This is a genomic window from Delftia sp. Lp-1 (assembly GCF_020523835.1).
GTDB classification, from domain to species: domain Bacteria; phylum Pseudomonadota; class Gammaproteobacteria; order Burkholderiales; family Burkholderiaceae_C; genus Comamonas; species Comamonas acidovorans.
Genome location: NZ_JAJALJ010000001.1, coordinates 3,234,440 through 3,251,044, shown reverse-complemented (window position 1 = coordinate 3,251,044; position 16,605 = coordinate 3,234,440). Strand labels below are relative to the sequence as shown.

Genomic DNA, 16,605 nt, shown 5'->3' with positions numbered 1-16,605 from the left:
GAGACATTCAGGTTCTGAAGCAGAAAAAGGTCAGGTCGTCGCGGCGGTGGTGTTCGCCCTGCCAGGTCTGCAGGGCGGCCAGCAGGGCGCGGTTGATCTCGGCGGGCGTGCGGCCGGCCTGCTCCAGCAGCAGCTCGCGCAGGCGCTTCTTGCCGAAGGTGATGCCGCGCGGGCCGCCGACCTGGTCGATCAGGCCGTCGGTGGTGATGAAGACCAGGGTGGCGGCGGGCAGCTCCAGGTCGATGTTGTTCCAGGCGAAGTCGAACTCGCTGTCCACATAGCCCACGCCCTTGCGCTGGCCATCGAGCACCTCCACCGCCTCGGCGCCGGGGCGCAGCACGAACAGCGCAAGGCGCGCGCCTGCAAAGCGCAGGCGCCGGTGCGCGGGCTCGAACCAGAAGCAGGCCGCGTCCAGCCCGTCGTCGGAGCCGGGCGTGCCATCCTTGCCATCGAGCTGGCCCAGCATCTGCTTGACGCTGCGGTTCACATGGCCCAGCAGCGCGGCCGGGTCGCGCGGGCCGTGCTCCTTGATGGCCTGGCTCAGGCTGCTGGTGGCGATCAGCGTCATGAAGGCGCCGGGCACGCCGTGGCCCGTGCAATCGGCCACGGTGGCAAACCAGCCATCACCGTCCTGGCTGAACTGGTAGAAGTCGCCGCCGACCACATCGCGCGGCTCCCAGACCAGGTCGGCCCCGGGGCAGGCGCGGGCCAGGGAGTCGCGCGAGCTGCGCAGCAGCGACTGCTGGATCACGCTGGCGTACTCGATGCTGTGCATGATCTGGCGGTTGCGCGCCACCTGCATGTCCGCCACCGCGCGCATCAGCTGCAGACCGTTGCCCACGCCCGCGAACAGGCCGTCGCGCGTGATGATGAAGCCATCGGTCAGCGCCTTTTCGCCGTACTCCACGGTCTTCACGGTCAGTGTGTCTATGTCGGTGGAGGCATCGACCACCAGCGGCTCCTTGTCCATGAAGGCGATGCAGCTCTTCTTGCCGTACAGCTCCATGCGAAACGGCTTGCTGAACTGGGACAGGAAGATGCTGCGGTTGATCAGGCCGATGGGGCGGTTGCCCTCCACCACGGGCAGGCTGATCAGGTCCCGGTGGCGCGTGAAGACCTCGAGCACCTTCTCGTTGGTCTCGTCGGCGGTCATGCAGGGAACGGGGGTACACAGGTCCGCAGCGCTGGGTGGGCGGAAACGTGGCCTGGAATCGCTCAGGTAGGCGCGGGACTCATCCATGGAAGGCACATCGCAAAATTGTTAAGGAATGTTACGTTTTCCTTGTTGCAGTTTTGTGACGCGCACGGCCCTGGTTGGCATGCACTTCTCTTGCGCATAACCATGCGCCAAAAGCTTCGTTGTGGCGTGGCAGGGCGGTTCCTAGCATGGGGGCTTCCACCCATGCAAGCACTGAGGAGAGACGCCGTGAACGCTGTCATCGAAGCCAGCCACCTGAGCACCGTGGCCCAAGACCTGGAGCAGGACCCGCAACAGCCGCTGCAGATCCAGCCGCTGTCCGGCCGCATAGGCGCCGTGGTCCACGGCGCCAGGCTGTCGGGCGAGCTGGCGGCCGAACAGTTCACGCAGATCCATGCGGCCCTGCTGCGCCACCGCGTGCTGTTCTTCCGGGGCCAGCACCATCTGACGGATGCATCGCACCAGGCCTTCGGGCGGCTGTTCGGCGAGATCGAATCGCACCCCACCGTGCCTGCCCCGGACGGCACGGCCTTTCTGGAGCTCAATTCCCAGCATGGCGGCCGCGCCGATTCCTGGCATACCGACGTCACCTTCAAGGCGGCCTTTCCCAAGGTCTGCGTGCTGCGCGCCGTCACGCTGCCCGGCCATGGCGGCGACACCGTCTGGGCCAATACCGTGGCCGCCTATGAGGGCCTGCCCGAGCCGCTCAGGCAACTGGCCGAGCAGCTGTGGGCCGTGCATGGCAACGACTACGACTACGCCGAGAACTTCCGCCAGAACGCGGCCAGCCAGACCGAGACCGCAGGCCGCGCCAGCTACCGCAAGGTCTTCACTCGCAAGACCATCGAGTCGGAGCAGCCGCTGGTGCATGTGCACCCCGAGACCGGAGAGAAGGCGCTGCTGCTGGGCCACTTCGCCAAGCGCATCAAGGGTCTGCGCGCCAATGAATCGACGGCGCTGCTGCAGCTGTTCAACGAACGCATCATCCGGCTGGAGAACACCGTGCGCTGGCAGTGGGCGCAGGGCGACGTTGCCATCTGGGACAACCGCGCCACGCAGCACTACGCCGTCAACGACTACGGCGATGCCCACCGCGTGGTGCGCCGCGTCACCGTGACCGGCACCGTGGCCACCAGCGTGGACGGCCGCCACAGCGTGGACATCACGGTGCCCGAGCCGCTGGCGGCCTGACTGCCCGTGCTATCGGGCAGCGCGCTGCCTGACCGCGTCTTCGTGCAGCGACTCGCTGAGCTGGTCCACGACGATGGACCACGACGCATCGGCCTTGAGCTGCTCGGCCAGGAACTGGCGCTGCGCATCGCTCCAGTAGGGCGCATCCACCACATCCACATCGGCGGCCAGCTGGTGCGCGCGGATGAAATCGGCAATGGCCTGGTCACTGGCATCCAGGCCCAGTTGCAGGAAGAGATTGGACATGCGTACGACGGAGTTGTTCATGAAGGCGTGTGGATGTGTGTGGGATGAGAGGGCGCTATCTTCCCCGATTTGACCGGCCCTGCGGACCGGTTGTGTCGCGGTTGTCCCGCGGTTGCAGCCCGGTTGCGGTCGTTTGTTGCACGGGTAGGTGCAGGCTGACAGCCTGCCGCGCTCCGGGCCAGCGTGCGCGCGGCGACCGCCCCACTAGCATGGGGCCATGAGCATTCCCGCCCCTGATCCCGCATGGCCGCCGACCTGATCGTGGCCCGCCCCGAAGGCCTGTACTGCGCGGCCGGCGACTTCTACATCGACCCCTGGCGGCCCGTGGACCGGGCCGTGATCACGCATGGCCACTCCGACCACGCGCGCGCCGGCCATGCCCATTACCTGGCCCATGACGACAGCGAGGGCGTGCTGCGCGCCCGGCTGGGGGCGGACATCACGCTGCAGACCCTGCCGTATGGCGAAGCCATCGATCACCACGGCGTGCGCATCTCCCTGCACCCGGCCGGCCATGTGCTCGGATCGGCCCAGGTGCGGCTGGAGCATGGCGGCCAGGTCTGGGTGGCCTCGGGCGACTACAAGACCGAGGCCGATGGCACCTGCACCCCCTTCGAGCCCGTGCGCTGCGACACCTTCATCACCGAATCCACCTTCGGCCTGCCCATCTACCGCTGGCCCCGCCAGCCCGAGCTCATGGCCGACATCAACGCCTGGTGGCAGGCCAATGCCGCCCAGGGCCGGCCCTCGGTGCTGCTGTGCTATGCCTTCGGCAAGGCCCAGCGCATCCTGCACGGGGTGGACAGCCGCATCGGCCCCATCGTCGTGCACGGCGCGGTGGAGCCGCTCAATGCCGTATACCGCGCAGCGGGCGTGGACCTGCCGCCCACGCTGCGCGTGACCGACCCCGGCGTGGATGCACAACTGCTCAAGACCGCCCTGGTGCTGGCGCCGCCTTCGGCGCAGGGCACGCCGTGGATGCGCCGGTTTCCCGGCCATGCCGATGCCTTTGCCAGCGGCTGGATGCAGCTGCGCGGCACGCGCCGCCGCCGTGGCGTGGACCGGGGCTTTGTCATGTCCGACCACGCCGACTGGCCCGGCCTGCAGTACGCCATAGGCGCCACGGGCGCCGAGCGTGTCTTCGTCACGCACGGCAGCGTGGCGGTGCTGGTGCGCTGGCTGTGCGAGCAGGGGCTGGATGCGCAAGCCTTCCAGACCGAATACGGCGATGAGGACGAGGCTGCCGCCGCCCAGGCTGCACCGGATGAGGCGCCCGCGCCATGAAGGATTTCGCCGCCCTCTACCGCGCGCTGGACGCCAGCACCGCCAGCCGCGACAAGCAGGCCGCGCTGCAGGCCTATCTGCGCGCCGCCGCGCCTGCCGATGCGGCCTGGGCCGTCTATTTCCTGGCCGGCGGCAAGCCGCGCCAGCTGGTGCCCACCAAGGTCTTGAAGGAGCTGGCGCGCGAGGCTGCCGGCCTGCCCGAATGGCTGTTCGACGAAAGCTACGAGGCCGTGGGCGACCTGGCCGAAACCATTGCGCTGCTGCTGCCGCCACCCGGTGACGCGCACGACCTGGGCCTGGCCGCCTGGGTCACGGACCACCTGCTGCCGCTGCGCGGCATGGCGCCCGAGGCGCTGGCGGACACGCTGCGCATGCAATGGGCGCGGCTGGCGGCCGATGAGCGGCTGGTCTACTTCAAGCTGATCACCGGCGCCTTCCGGGTCGGCGTGTCGCGGCTGCAGGTCACGCAGGCGCTGGCGGCCGTCAGCGGCGTGGATGCCAAGCGCATCGCCCAGCGGCTCATGGGCTACACCCACATCGGCGCGCGGCCCGGGGCGGCCGACTACCTGCGGCTGGTGGCGGGAGAGGAAGAGGGCGATGACGCGCATTCGGGCGAAGCACGCGGCCACCCCTATCCCTTCTTCCTGGCCCATCCGCTGCAGTTGCCGCTGGAGCAGTTCGACGCCGTGCTCGGCCCGCCGTCCCAATGGGTGGTGGAGTGGAAATGGGACGGCATACGCGCCCAGATCGTGCGGCGCGGCAGCGGTGACGCGCTGGGCACCTGGATCTGGTCGCGCGGCGAGGAACTGGTGAGCGAGCGCTTCCCCGAGCTGCAGGCCATGGGCGATGCCTTGCCTGCGGGCACCGTGATCGACGGCGAGATCGTCGTCTGGGCCGCGCAGCAGGGTGAGGCGCCCGCCCATGTGCGCCCCTTTGCCCACCTGCAAAAGCGCATAGGCCGCAAGACCCTGGGCCCCAAGCTGCTGCGCGAGCTGCCCGTGGTGCTGCTGGCCTATGACCTGCTGGAGGAGGGCGGCCAGGACCTGCGCGCGCTGCCCCAGCATGAACGGCGCGCGCGGCTGGAGCGGTTGGTTGCCCTGGTGGCGCACCCGGCGCTGCTGCCCAGCCCCGTGCTGGCAGGCGATAGCTGGCAGGCCCTGGCCGAACTTCGCGAGCAGGCCCGCTCCCTGGGTGTGGAGGGCATGATGCTCAAGGCCCGCGATGCCGCCTACGGCGTGGGCCGCACCAAGGACAGCGGCGTGTGGTGGAAGTGGAAGATCGATCCGCTGAGCGTGGATGCCGTGCTCATCTATGCACAGCGTGGCCATGGCCGTCGCGCCAGCCTCTACAGCGATTACACCTTTGCCGTCTGGAACGCTCCGCCTGGCACCGAGGGCCGCGCCCTCGTGCCCTTCGCCAAGGCCTATTCGGGCCTGACCGATGCAGAAATGGCGCGCGTGGACGCCGTCATCCGCAAGACCACGGTGGAGAGCTTCGGCCCCGTGCGCAGCGTGCGGCCCACCCTGGTGTTCGAGCTGGGCTTCGAGGGCATTGCGCGCAGCGCACGCCACAAGAGCGGCATTGCCGTGCGCTTTCCGCGCATGCTGCGCTGGCGCGAGGACAAGCCTGTGCAGGAGGCCGACTCCATCGACACGCTGGCCGCCCTGCTGCCGCATTCCGACCCTTGATCAACCCTTGACCGACCCGCGACCCACCCGCGACCCACCCTTGACGCACCGCGCCATGGCCACCCGTTCCGCCCACCCCCTCGCCACCGCCTGGCTTGCCGCACGGGGCTGGAAGCCCTTTGCCTTCCAGCGCGCCGTGTGGAAGGCGCTGGCCCAGGGCCACAGCGGCCTGCTGCACGCCACCACGGGCGCAGGCAAGACCTATGCGGTCTGGCTGGGCGCGCTGCAGGCCTTTGCGCAGGCCTCCAACGCGCCTGCACAGGCCCCTCTCCAGGTCCCTGCCCAGGCCCCACCCAGCAGGAGAAAACCCGCCGCCGCACCCCTGACCGTGCTCTGGATCACGCCCATGCGCGCCCTGGCGGCCGACACGCTCAAGGCGCTGCAGACGCCCTTGCAGGCGCTGGCCCAGGGCCATCCCGCGCTGGCGCGCTGGACCGTGGGCGCACGCACGGGCGATACGGGAAGCGCCGAGCGCAGCGCGCAGTCGCGCCAGCTGCCCACCGTGCTGGTCACCACGCCCGAGAGCCTGTCCCTGCTGCTGGCGCGGGCCGATGCGCGCGAGCTGCTGGGCTCCGTGCGCCTGGTGGTGGCCGATGAATGGCATGAGCTGCTGGGCAACAAGCGCGGCGTGCAACTGCAGCTGGCCCTGGCGCGGCTGCGCGGCTGGAGCCCGCAACTGAGCGTCTGGGGCATGTCGGCCACGCTGGGCAATCTGGACGAAGCCATGCAGACCCTCCTGGGCCTGGACGACCATGGCCAGCCGCGGCCCGGCGTATTGGTCCAGGGCCAGGTGGACAAGCGCCTGGTGGTGGACACCTTGCTGCCCGACCGGCCCGAGCGCTTTTCCTGGGCCGGCCACCTGGGCCTGGCCATGCTGCCGGCCGTGGTGCGCGAGCTGGAGGCCACGGCAGGCTCCACTTTGGTCTTTGTGAATGTGCGCTCGCAGGCGGAGCTCTGGTACAAGGCGCTGCTGGAGGCCCGGCCCGACTGGGCCGGGCTGCTGGCCATACACCATGGCTCTCTGGACCGGGGTGTGCGCGAATGGGTGGAGGCCGGGCTCAAGGCCGGCACGCTCAAGGCCGTGGTCTGCACCAGCAGCCTGGACCTGGGCGTGGACTTCCTGCCCGTGGAGCGCGTGCTGCAGATCGGCTCGGCCAAGGGCATTGCGCGGCTGCTGCAGCGCGCGGGCCGCTCGGGCCATGCGCCGGGCCGGCCCTCGCGCATCACCCTGGTGCCCACGCACAGCCTGGAGCTGGTGGAGGCCGCCGCCGCCCGCGCCGCCGTGCGCGCGCAGCAGGTGGAAATGCGCGCCAGCCCCCGCCAGCCCGTGGACGTGCTGGTGCAGCACCTGGCCACCGTGGCCCTGGGCGGCGGCTTCGTGCCCGATGAGCTGTATGCCGAAGTGCGCCGCACCGTCGCCTACGCCGGGCTGGCGCCTGCGGTCTGGCAGTGGTGCCTGGACTTCGTGCACCGGGGTGGCCCCTCGCTGGCCGCCTATCCCGACTACCAGCGCGTGCGGCCCGACGCGGAGGGCATCTGGCGCATGCCCGACGCGCGGCTGGCGCGCAGGCACCGCGCCAACATCGGCACCATCGTCAGCGACGCCAGCATGAGCGTGCAGATCCTGCACGGCGCGCGGCTGGGCAGCATGGAAGAGAGCTTTCTGTCGCGCCTGTCGCCCGGCGATGCCTTTGTCTTCGCGGGGCAGGTGCTGGAGCTGGTGCGCATCGAGGACATGACCGCCTACGTGCGCCGCGCCGCCAGAACGCGGCCCACCGTGCCGCGCTGGGCGGGCGCGCGCATGCCGCTGTCCACCGTGCTGGCCGACTTCGTGGTGCAGCAATTGGCGCTGGCGGCAGCGGGCGACTACCACTCGCCCGAGCTGCGCTGCGTGCGCCCCCTGCTGGAGGTGCAGCAGCGCTGGTCGGCCCTGCCCACGCCCGGCACGCTGCTGGCCGAAACCCTGCGCACGCGCGAAGGCTGGCATCTCTTCCTCTACCCCTTTGCGGGCCGCCATGCCCATACGGGGCTGGCCAGCCTGCTGGCCTGGCGTGCCGCGCAGGGCGAGACGGGCACCTTCTCCATCGCCGTCAACGACTACGGGCTGGAACTGCTGAGCGCCACCGAGCGTGACTGGGCCGCCATGCTGCCCGAACTGCTGCGCGCCGAGCCTGCCCAGGCCGTGGCAGTGCCCGGGCGCGTGTCCGCCAGCCAGGCGGTCGCCACGCGCAACACCGCCAATGCGGACCGTCACTGGGACCAGGCCGCCGAGGATGCCCACCTGGCGGGCGATGACGCGCGCCACGCCCTGCTGCACGAAGTGCTGGCCAGCCTCAACGCCACCGAGATGGCGCGGCGGCGCTTCCGCGAGATCGCCCGCGTCTCGGGCCTGATCTTCCAGAGCCACCCGGGCGAGCGCCGCAGCGCGCGCCAGCTGCAGGCCTCGGCCCAGCTGTTCTTCGAGGTGTTTCGCAAATACGACGACATGAACCTGCTGCTGCGCCAGGCCGATGAGGAAGTGCTGAGCCAGGAACTGGACGTGGCCCAGCTGCTGGCCGCGCTGCGCCGCATGCAGGCCCAGCAGCTGGTGGTGAGCGCGCTGCGCCGGCCCAGCCCGTTTGCCTTTCCGCTGATGGTGGAGCGCTTTCGCGAAAAGCTCACCAACGAGCACCTGGCCGACCGCATCGCGCGCATGCTGGCCCAGCTGCACGAGGCGGCAGACGCCGGCGGTGCAGCCAGCGAGCCGCGCACGCAGGACCTGGTCCCGCCCGATCCGCCGCTGCGTCCACGGAAAAAGCCCAAGGCAGACCAGCCCCCCGCCGTGGACGAGGATACGGCCGCCGTGCGCCGCACGCTGGATTTCTCGCTGCAGGCCACCGATGGCCCCGAGGCCGATGCCGCCAGCCGCCGCCCGCGCCGCGTGCGCAAGCCCTCGCGGCCCTTGCCGCTGCTGTAGAACCATTGCACCGCTGATGAAAGGCCACGCACCGTTGCCAAGTCCTTTTTCCCCCGACGCCCTGGCCGGCAGCCTGGGCATCCTCCTGGCGGGCGAGCCCGTCCACCTGCTGGCCCAGCACGCCCTGTGGTGGCCCGCCCAGGGCACGCTGTTCATTGCCGACCTGCACCTTGGCAAGGCCGCCACCTTCCGCGCGCGCGGTATTCCCGTGCCGGCCGGCACCACCCAGGGCAACCTGGACAGGCTGTCGGCGCTGCTGCAGGGCCTGCCGGTGCGCCGGCTGGTCGTTCTGGGCGACTTCCTGCATGCCGCGCAGGCCCGCACGCCGTCCGTGCTGGCCGCCCTGGCCGACTGGCGACGCCGCCACGCGGCGCTGGAGGTGGTCCTGGTGCGTGGCAACCACGACAGCCATGCGGGCGACCCGCCGTCCGCGCTGGGCATCGGCGTGGTGGACGAACCCTGGCGCCTGGGGCCATTCGCGGGCTGCCATTACCCGCAGGAGGCTCCTGCCTGCCATGTGCTGGCCGGCCATGTCCACCCCGCCGTCGTGCTGCGCGGCCCGGGGCGAGATGCGCTGCGCCTGCCGTGCTTTGCCGTCCATGCCGGCTTCACCCTGCTGCCGGCCTTCGGTCTGTTCACGGGCATGGCCAGCCTGCCGGCCGGTCCTGGCCACCAGTGCTTTGCCGTGGGCGGCGGGCGGGTCTGGGCCGTTCCCGGTGGAGGGGGCGGGATGTAATCAGGCGTAATTTTCTGAAGGATCGTTGTTCCCTACAGTGCGCTTGCGCCCGCACGGCGGGGCAGCAGAAAGCGCCGCAGCGCTTTTTTGATCCATCAGGAGAGATGCATGGGCGTTCAACTCAACTTCGTCAATCAATCGAACGACGCAAACAACTCGCAGATCGTCATCTTCCAGAAGAACGTGGCCAGCGATTTCGAGGAACTGGCCGTGGCCTGGCGGGTCATCAAGTACTGCGGCCAGGGCGACAACCACCCGTTCACCTTCCCGCTGGGCCTGCAGGTCGGTGCCAGCGACAGCTATGGCAACCACACGCCCCAGCTGGAGGCGCAGTTCGGCCAGCAGTTCCAGCTGTCCCTGAGCAGCAGCGGCGATCGCCTGGCGCCCGCAGGCTATGGCGCAAGCTCCAACGAAGTGCAGGTGCTCAACTCGCTGCCCCGGGGCGCCATCAATGCCAGTTGCTACAAGGACGGCCGGCTGCTGGCCGTCAAGACCGCGATTGCCCCCCAGCAAAAGGCCGTCTTCGAATTCAAGCCCACCATCTGGATCGGGGTGGTCTCGCAGATCGAACAGGGCCAGGTCATGAACTCGGCCATCCTGAGCGACATCAACACCGAGATCTCCCTGCTGGGCATCTCGCGCGCCGACATCGTGATGCGAGGCGGCGGTGCGGGCGCCGGGTCCACGCCGTTCTCGTTCACGCTGGAGAACGTCGTGATGTGCTGAGGCCTGCCCCGCACCCCCGACTGGGGGTCAGGCACATCGGATGACGACTCCGTGACAGTTGTCACACCTTTGTCATGGAGGCGGCCAAGAATCCCGCACTTGTCCGGCCCGCGCAGGCCACTCCCCGCAGGTGCCCCACCCATCCATGACTGACGCAGCCTCCCCCCTGGCCCAGGCCAATGAAGACGCAGGCCTGATCTGCGGCTGGCGGTTTTTCTGCGACACGCAGCGGCGTGTGGAGGCCATGACGGCGCAGTCGGCCGCGCAGTGGCTGGGCGCAGAGCGTCCGCTCACCGAGCCGGGCCGGCGCGACTTCCTGTGGCTGCACTTCAACCTGGCCAATACCCAGTCCCTGCGCTGGCTGCAGCGCCACGCCGCGCTGCCCGAAGTCTTCTACACCACGCTGCGCGAGGGCCTGGCCTCCACGCGCATCGAGCGCTCCGATGACTCCCTGGTCGCCGTGCTCAACGATGTGAATTTCGAGTTCAACTTCGAGTCGGCCGACATCGCCACGCTGTGGATCTGCCTGGACGAGCGCCTGGTCGTCACCGCGCGCACCCAGCCGCTGCGCTCGGTCGATGCGCTGCGTGCCGGCGTGCGCCAGGGCGACAGCCCCGCCAGCACCGCCGAGCTGCTGGAACACCTGATGCGCACCCAGGCCGACGTGCTGGTCAAGGTGGTGCGCGAGACCACGGCGCGCGTGGACGACATCGAAGACGCCATCATCGCGCAGCGCTACCACCATCCGCGCGCCCACCTGGGCCGGCTGCGCCGGCTGCTGGTGCGCCTGCAGCGCCTGCTGGCGCCCGAGCCGGCCGCGCTGTTCCGCCTGCTGCAGCAGCCCCCCGCCTGGATGGGCGAGGACGACCGCCGCGGCCTGGCCGCCGCCAGCGAGGAGTTCTCGCTCATGCTGCGCGACATGCAGACCCTGCAGGACCGCATCAAGCTGCTGCAGGAAGAAGTGGCCGCTGCCGTGAACGAGGACAACAGCAACAGCCTCTTCGTGCTGACCGTGGTCACCGTGCTGGCCCTGCCCATCAACATCCTGGCCGGCCTGTTCGGCATGAACGTGGGCGGCATACCCCTGGCAGAGCACGAGCACGGCTTCTGGATCGTGGTGTCCATCGTGATCGCCTTCACCGTCATCGCCGCTTGGCTGGCGTTTCGCAAGAAGCGGTACAGGGATTAGGGCTCAGGCCGCCACAGCCCTTGCCTTCGCCCCGAACGCCATCGCCCGCAGCCTGCCCAGCAGCGGCCAGACCAGCATCAGCAGGGCCAGCGTGGTGATGGTGCCCGACAGGCCGTTGTGCCAGAAGATGCCCAGCTCGCCCTGGCTGGAGAGCATGCTCTGGCGGAAGGCGTCTTCCATGCGGTCGCCCAGCACGATGGCCAGCACCATGGGCGCCAGCGGATAGTCCAGCTTCTTGAAGACATAGCCGACCACGCCGAAGACCAGCATGAGCCAGATGTCCGTGGCGTTGCCGTGCACGGTGAAGGCGCCGATGGCGCAGACCATGAGGATCATGGGCGCGACGATGGAAAACGGCACGCGCAGGATGGCGGCGAACAGCGGCACGGTGGCCATGACGATGACCAGCCCGGCGATGTTGCCCAGGTACATGCTGGCGATCAGGCCCCAGACGAAGTCCTTTTGCTCGGTGAACAGCAGCGGGCCGGGCTGCAGGCCCCAGATCATCAGCCCGCCCAGCAGCACGGCCGCCGTGGCCGAGCCCGGAATGCCCAGGGCCAGCATGGGCAGCAGGGCGGAGGTGCCGGCCGCGTGGGCGGCGGTCTCGGGGGCGAGGACGCCTTCGGGGTTGCCCTTGCCGAAGCTGTCGGGGTCGCGCGAGAACTTCTTGGCCAGCCCGTAGCCCATGAAGCTGGCCGCCACGGCGCCGCCCGGCGTCACGCCCATCCAGCAGCCCACCAGGGCCGAGCGCAGCATGGTCAGCCAGTAGCGCGGCAGCTGGGCCCAGGTCCTGAACACCACCTTGAGGTCGATGGAGGCCTTCTTGCCCTTGAAGGCCAGGCCTTCCTCGATGGTCATCAGGATCTCGCTGATGCCGAACAGGCCGATCACCACCACCAGGAAGTCAAAGCCGCGCAGCAGCTCCGTGGAGCCGAAGGTCATGCGCAGGTCGCCCGAGATGGTGTCCATGCCCACGGCTGCCAGCAGCAGGCCCACGGCCATGGCGGCCACGATCTTGGCCTTGGGCTCCTTGCCCATGCCGATGAAGGAGCAGAACGTCAGGAAGAAGACCGCAAAGAACTCCGGCGGCCCGAACTGCAGCGCGAACGAGGCCACGACCGGCGCCAGGAAGGTGATCAGCATCACGCCCGAGATGGCGCCGATGAACGAGCCCGTGAAGGCCGTGGTCAGCGCCGCCCCCGCGTGGCCCTGCTGGGCCATGGGATAGCCGTCGAAGGTGGTGGCCACCGACCAGGCCTCGCCCGGGATGTTGAACAGTACCGAGGTGATGGCGCCGCCGAACAGCGCCCCCCAGTAGATGCACGACAGCAGGATGATGGCCGAGGTGGGCGACATGCCGAAGGTCAGCGGCAGCAGGATGGCTACGCCGTTGGGGCCGCCCAGGCCCGGCAGCACGCCGACCACGATGCCCAGCAGGATGCCCGTGAGCATCAGCCCCGTGTTCTGCCAGGTGGTGACGGCCGCGAAGCCGTGCGCGAGGTATTGGAGTTCGTCCATGGTGTTGCTCCGTGGCGGCGACAGGGGTCAATAGCCGAGCCAGGCTTCAAGCGGACCCTTGGGCAGGGGCACCTTGAACTGGATCTCGAAGACGTAGAACAGCAGCACGCTGGTGAAGCCCGACAGCGCCACGGCCTTCCACCAGGAATAGCGGCCCGCAAACACCATGAAGCCCGTGATGAACAGCACCGAGGCCGCGTAGATGCCCAGCGGCGCGATCACGGCGATGTAGGCCGTCAGCGGCAGCAGCACCTGGGCCACGCGCCTGAGCTGCAGCCAGCTGGCGAACTGCTCCTGGCTGCGGCTGCGCAGCGCCTGCACGAAGACGGCGATGGCGCAGATGCCCAGCACGGCGCCCACGCGCAGCGGGAAGTAGCCGGCCTGCGGGCCGGTGTCGCTCCAGCCCGCGCCAATGCGCTGGTTGTCCCAGACCACGAGCACGGCCAGCGCCAGCAGCACGGCGGCCACGCCGTACTCCACATGGCGGCGGGACAGGCCCGGGGCCTGGGCTTCGGTGGCGGGGATGGATTCGGTGGCCGCGCTGGCGGGCTGGGCCGGGGCTGCTGCTGCCGCTGCATTGGAGGAGGGCGGGGCAAGGTGGATGGCGGTGTCCATGGCACGGCTCCTCACTTGGCGGCGGCGGCCACGCTGGCCGACAGGAAGCCGGCCTTCTTCATGATGTCGAGGTGGCGCGTCTCGTCCTTGGCCAGGAAGTCCACGAAGGCCTGCCCCGTCATGTACTCGGGCTTGAGCGCGTTTTTCTCCAGGTACTCCTTCCACTCGGGCGTGGCCACCACCTTGTGCATCACGCCCGCATAGAACTGCGCCTGCTCGGGCGTGGTGCCGGGCGGCAGGAAGAAGCCGCGCAGCATGGTGTATTGCACGTCCAGGCCCTGCTCCCTGCAGGTGGGGATGTCCGACAGCGCCTGGCTGCCCGTGACCTTGGCCGTGTACTCGATGCGCTGCGTGTCGAACACGCACAGCGCCCGCACCTGGCCCGCGCGCCACTGCGCCATGGACTCGCTGGGGTTGTTGACGTTGGAGTCGATGTGCTTGCCCACCAGCTGCGTGCTGGCCTCGCCGCCGCCCTTGTAGGGGATGTAGGTGAACTTCACGCCGGCGGCCTGTTCCATGTTGGCCGTGATGATCTGGTCCTCGCGCTTGGAACTGGTGCCGCCCATCTTGAACTTGCCGCCGGCCTGCCGCGCGGCGGCCAGGTAGTCGGCGGGCGTCTGGTAGCCGGTCTCGGCATTGACCCAGAGCACGAACTGGTCCTGGGCAATCATGGCCACGGGATTCAGGTCGCGCCACTGGAAGGGCAGGGCCGTGGCCATGGGCAGGGTGAAGATGGCCGTGGAGGCCACCAGCAGCTTGTGCGGGTCGCGCGCCGAGGCCTTGACATCCAGGATGCCCTCGGCGCCGGAGGCACCCGCCTTGTTGAGGATGACCACGGGCTGCTCGATCAGCTTGTGTTTGGTGACGATGGCCTGGATCACGCGCGCCATCTGGTCCGAGGCGCCACCGGCCGAGAACGGCACGACGAGTTCGACGGACTTGGCGGGCTTCCACTGCGCCCAGGCGGCAGGGGCTGAGAGGGCGGTGGCGGCGGTGACGGCGGTGGCGGCGAGGGTGGCGACGGCAGCTGCCGCCAGGCGGTTGCGGGGCGATGTCATGTCTCTTGTCTCCTGTTATTTCCTGGTATTGGTGCAATCCACGATCAAGGGGGCGAGCCATGTGCTCCGGCTCTGCCAAGGGTTTTCGGCGCGGGGCCGATGGGTTCAGGCGGCCTTGCGCAGCGCCCCGGCTGCGGCGTGGGCAGCGAAGTAGTCCATGGACGCCTGCACGCCGCTGCCGGCCAGCCGGATGCCGGACAGCTTCAGCCCCATCTCCACGCCCGCCACCATGGCCAGCAGCGTGAGGTCGTTGCTGTCGCCCAGGTGGCCCATGCGGAACATGCGGCCCTTGAGCTTGCCCAGGCCCGCGCCCAGCGACAGGTCGAAGCGCGTGTGGATCAGGCGGCGCAGGGCGTCGGCATCCACGCCTTCGGGCGTGATCACGCCGGTGAGCACGGGCGAGTAGACCTGCGGATCGGCGCACTGGATGGGCAGGCCCCAGGCCTGGACGGCGGCGCGCACGCCGGCCGCCCAGCGCTGGTGGCGCGCAAACACCGTATCCAGCCCTTCGGCCAGCAGCATGTCCAGCGATTCGGACAGGGCGTACAGCAGGTTGGTGTTGGGCGTGTAGGGCCAGTAGCCGGTCTGGTTCATCTCCACGATCTCGTCCCAGGCCCAGAACGACTTGGGCAGCTTGGCGCTTTTGGCGGCCTCCAGCGCGCGTGGCGACAGCGCGTTGAAGCTGATGCCGGGCGGCAGCATCAGGCCCTTTTGCGAGCCGCTGATGGTCACGTCCACGCCCCATTCGTCATGGCGGTAGTCGGCACTGGCCAGGCCCGAGATGGTGTCCACCAGCAGCAGGGCCGGGTGGCCCGCCGCGTCGATGGCCCGGCGCACGGCGGCGATGTCGGAGGTCACGCCCGTGGAGGTCTCGTTGTGCACCACGCACACGGCGCGGATCCGGCGCTCCGTGTCCTTGCGCAGCCGCGCCTCGATCAGGCCGGCCTGCACGCCATGGCGCCAGCCCGGCGCCTGGGGCAGGTGCTCATCGGAGCCGCCGTAGGACAGGAACTCGGTGGACAGGCCCAGGCGCGTGGCCATCTTCTGCCACAGCGAGGCGAAGTGGCCGGTCTCGAACATCAGCACATGGTCGCCAGGGCTGAGCGTGTTGATCAGGGCCGCCTCCCAGGCGCCCGTGCCGGAGGCCGGATAGATCACCACCGGATGCCGGGTCTTGAAGACCTGCTGGATGCCGGCCAGCACCTTGAGGCCGAGCTGGCCGAACTCCGGCCCCCGGTGGTCGATGGTGGGCAGGCTCATGGCCCGCAGGATGCGGTCGGGAACCGGGCTGGGGCCCGGGATCTGGAGGAAGTGGCGGCCCGTGGGATGGTTGTCGAGCGTGAGCATGGTGCGTCCCTTTCAAGGAAATGCCAGGTCGGTCTGCGGGGGAGGGTGTTTGCGAATTTTTGCATTCAAAATTCATAAATGCCTTGGTGATAACCATGAATGCCTTGAGAAATGCTTGCGTAAAAATGAATGCAAAATTCATTCGACCAGGAGAATCCATGGCGGAGATCATCGAGATTTCGCGGCTTGCCCTGCATGACCAGGTGGCGGCGCGGCTGCGCACCTGGCTGGTGGAGGGGCGCATACCGCCCGGCGCCAAGCTCAACGAGCGCGCGCTGTGCGAGCAGCTGCGCGTTTCGCGCACGCCGCTGCGCGAGGCCATCAAGCTGCTGGCCTCCGAAGGGCTGGTGGACTTGGTGCCCAACCGCGGCGCCGTGGCCGTGCGCCTGGGCGAGGCCGATGTGCTGCAGACCTTCGAGGTGCTGGCGGGGCTGGAGGGCATGTCGGGCGAGCTGGCCGCGCAGCGCATCAGCGAGCAGCAACTGGCCGAGGTGCGGGCCCTGCACTTCGAGATGCTGGCCAGCCATGCGCGCCAGGACCTGTCCGGCTACTACCGGCTCAATGCGCTGATCCACTCGGCCATCAACCGCGCCGCCGCCAACCCCGTGCTGGCCGAGACCTATGGCCGCATCAACGCCCGCGTGCAGTCGCTGCGCTTTCGCACCAATCAGGACGCGGCCAAGTGGAAGCGCGCCGTCCAGGAGCACGAACGCATGCTGGAGGCGCTGCAGGCGCGCGACGCCGCCGCGCTGCGCCAGGTGCTGGTCGCCCACCTGGAGCACAAGCGCGACACCGTCATCGCCCTGCTCAAGGCAGGCCAGATCTACCCACGAACCATGAACGAATGAGAGCC

Annotated in this window: 14 protein-coding genes; 8 read left to right on the top strand and 6 right to left on the bottom strand. The window is 69.2% G+C overall.

The features are described 5' to 3' along the window. Positions 1 to 7: 7 nt before the first annotated feature. Positions 8 to 1,240 (bottom strand): SpoIIE family protein phosphatase, encoded by a 1,233-nt coding sequence (locus LGR64_RS14620; protein ID WP_230355936.1) that lies wholly within the window; start codon positions 1,238 to 1,240, stop codon positions 8 to 10. Between the two features lie 186 nt (positions 1,241 to 1,426). On the opposite strand from LGR64_RS14620, the gene LGR64_RS14615 reads away from it, so the two are divergent. Further along, positions 1,427 to 2,389, top strand: coding sequence for a TauD/TfdA dioxygenase family protein (locus tag LGR64_RS14615; RefSeq protein ID WP_230355934.1), 963 nt, complete (start codon positions 1,427 to 1,429; stop codon positions 2,387 to 2,389). 9 nt (positions 2,390 to 2,398) lie between these two features. On the opposite strand, the gene LGR64_RS14610 is transcribed toward LGR64_RS14615, so the two are convergent. After that, positions 2,399 to 2,656 (bottom strand): DUF2789 domain-containing protein, encoded by a 258-nt coding sequence (locus LGR64_RS14610; RefSeq protein ID WP_012204886.1) that lies wholly within the window; start codon positions 2,654 to 2,656, stop codon positions 2,399 to 2,401. 222 nt (positions 2,657 to 2,878) lie between these two features. Here LGR64_RS14610 and LGR64_RS14605 point away from each other — a divergent pair, with 222 nt between their 5' ends. The 6 genes from LGR64_RS14605 (at position 2,879) to LGR64_RS14580 (ending at position 11,214) form a co-directional block, all read left to right on the top strand. Then, complete coding sequence (locus LGR64_RS14605) at positions 2,879 to 3,919, top strand: ligase-associated DNA damage response exonuclease (RefSeq protein ID WP_230355932.1); 1,041 nt, start codon at positions 2,879 to 2,881, stop codon at positions 3,917 to 3,919. Continuing rightward, positions 3,916 to 5,607, top strand: coding sequence for an ATP-dependent DNA ligase (locus LGR64_RS14600; protein WP_230355930.1), 1,692 nt, complete (start codon positions 3,916 to 3,918; stop codon positions 5,605 to 5,607). Before LGR64_RS14605 ends, LGR64_RS14600 begins: the two co-directional genes overlap by 4 nt. A 55-nt stretch (positions 5,608 to 5,662) precedes the next feature. Continuing rightward, positions 5,663 to 8,563 (top strand): ligase-associated DNA damage response DEXH box helicase, encoded by a 2,901-nt coding sequence (locus tag LGR64_RS14595; RefSeq protein ID WP_230355927.1) that lies wholly within the window; start codon positions 5,663 to 5,665, stop codon positions 8,561 to 8,563. Positions 8,564 to 8,579: 16 nt separating this feature from the next. Continuing rightward, a complete protein-coding gene (pdeM, locus tag LGR64_RS14590; protein WP_442873816.1) occupies positions 8,580 to 9,299 on the top strand; it encodes a ligase-associated DNA damage response endonuclease PdeM in 720 nt (239 codons plus the stop codon). A 108-nt stretch (positions 9,300 to 9,407) separates the two neighbouring features. Next, a complete protein-coding gene (locus LGR64_RS14585; RefSeq protein ID WP_063326487.1) occupies positions 9,408 to 10,025 on the top strand; it encodes a hypothetical protein in 618 nt (205 codons plus the stop codon). Between the two features lie 145 nt (positions 10,026 to 10,170). Further along, positions 10,171 to 11,214 (top strand): transporter, encoded by a 1,044-nt coding sequence (locus tag LGR64_RS14580; protein ID WP_012204892.1) that lies wholly within the window; start codon positions 10,171 to 10,173, stop codon positions 11,212 to 11,214. 3 nt (positions 11,215 to 11,217) lie between these two features. On the opposite strand, the gene LGR64_RS14575 is transcribed toward LGR64_RS14580, so the two are convergent. From LGR64_RS14575 to LGR64_RS14560, 4 genes are all read right to left on the bottom strand, one after another. Next, the gene (locus tag LGR64_RS14575; protein WP_126311947.1) at positions 11,218 to 12,732 is read right to left on the bottom strand and encodes a tripartite tricarboxylate transporter permease; all 1,515 of its coding nucleotides are present in this window, start codon (positions 12,730 to 12,732) and stop codon (positions 11,218 to 11,220) included. A gap of 27 nt (positions 12,733 to 12,759) precedes the next feature. Further along, a complete protein-coding gene (locus LGR64_RS14570) occupies positions 12,760 to 13,347 on the bottom strand; it encodes a tripartite tricarboxylate transporter TctB family protein (RefSeq protein WP_230355923.1) in 588 nt (195 codons plus the stop codon). An 11-nt stretch (positions 13,348 to 13,358) separates the two neighbouring features. After that, positions 13,359 to 14,405: a Bug family tripartite tricarboxylate transporter substrate binding protein gene (locus tag LGR64_RS14565; protein ID WP_230355921.1), complete on the bottom strand. Its 1,047-nt coding sequence runs from the start codon at positions 14,403 to 14,405 to the stop codon at positions 13,359 to 13,361. Between the two features lie 105 nt (positions 14,406 to 14,510). After that, the gene (locus LGR64_RS14560; protein WP_012204896.1) at positions 14,511 to 15,752 is read right to left on the bottom strand and encodes a pyridoxal-phosphate-dependent aminotransferase family protein; all 1,242 of its coding nucleotides are present in this window, start codon (positions 15,750 to 15,752) and stop codon (positions 14,511 to 14,513) included. A 158-nt stretch (positions 15,753 to 15,910) separates the two neighbouring features. Between LGR64_RS14560 and LGR64_RS14555 the strand changes: the two genes are divergently transcribed. Beyond that, on the top strand, positions 15,911 to 16,600 hold the full coding sequence (locus tag LGR64_RS14555) for a GntR family transcriptional regulator (protein WP_012204897.1): 690 nt from the start codon (positions 15,911 to 15,913) through the stop codon (positions 16,598 to 16,600). The last annotated feature ends 5 nt before the right edge of the window (positions 16,601 to 16,605 follow it).

What these genes read in the sequence shown, in the direction of transcription:
- LGR64_RS14620 (WP_230355936.1), bottom strand. Translation starts at nt 1,240, where the DNA reads ATGGATGAGTCCCGCGCCTACCTGAGCGATTCCAGGCCACGTTTCCGC.
- LGR64_RS14610 (WP_012204886.1), bottom strand. Translation starts at nt 2,656, where the DNA reads ATGAACAACTCCGTCGTACGCATGTCCAATCTCTTCCTGCAACTGGGC.
- LGR64_RS14605 (WP_230355932.1), top strand. Translation starts at nt 2,879, where the DNA reads ATGGCCGCCGACCTGATCGTGGCCCGCCCCGAAGGCCTGTACTGCGCG.
- LGR64_RS14600 (WP_230355930.1), top strand. Translation starts at nt 3,916, where the DNA reads ATGAAGGATTTCGCCGCCCTCTACCGCGCGCTGGACGCCAGCACCGCC.
- LGR64_RS14595 (WP_230355927.1), top strand. Translation starts at nt 5,663, where the DNA reads ATGGCCACCCGTTCCGCCCACCCCCTCGCCACCGCCTGGCTTGCCGCA.
- pdeM (WP_442873816.1), top strand. Translation starts at nt 8,580, where the DNA reads ATGAAAGGCCACGCACCGTTGCCAAGTCCTTTTTCCCCCGACGCCCTG.
- LGR64_RS14585 (WP_063326487.1), top strand. Translation starts at nt 9,408, where the DNA reads ATGGGCGTTCAACTCAACTTCGTCAATCAATCGAACGACGCAAACAAC.
- LGR64_RS14580 (WP_012204892.1), top strand. Translation starts at nt 10,171, where the DNA reads ATGACTGACGCAGCCTCCCCCCTGGCCCAGGCCAATGAAGACGCAGGC.
- LGR64_RS14575 (WP_126311947.1), bottom strand. Translation starts at nt 12,732, where the DNA reads ATGGACGAACTCCAATACCTCGCGCACGGCTTCGCGGCCGTCACCACC.
- LGR64_RS14570 (WP_230355923.1), bottom strand. Translation starts at nt 13,347, where the DNA reads ATGGACACCGCCATCCACCTTGCCCCGCCCTCCTCCAATGCAGCGGCA.
- LGR64_RS14565 (WP_230355921.1), bottom strand. Translation starts at nt 14,405, where the DNA reads ATGACATCGCCCCGCAACCGCCTGGCGGCAGCTGCCGTCGCCACCCTC.
- LGR64_RS14560 (WP_012204896.1), bottom strand. Translation starts at nt 15,752, where the DNA reads ATGCTCACGCTCGACAACCATCCCACGGGCCGCCACTTCCTCCAGATC.
- LGR64_RS14555 (WP_012204897.1), top strand. Translation starts at nt 15,911, where the DNA reads ATGGCGGAGATCATCGAGATTTCGCGGCTTGCCCTGCATGACCAGGTG.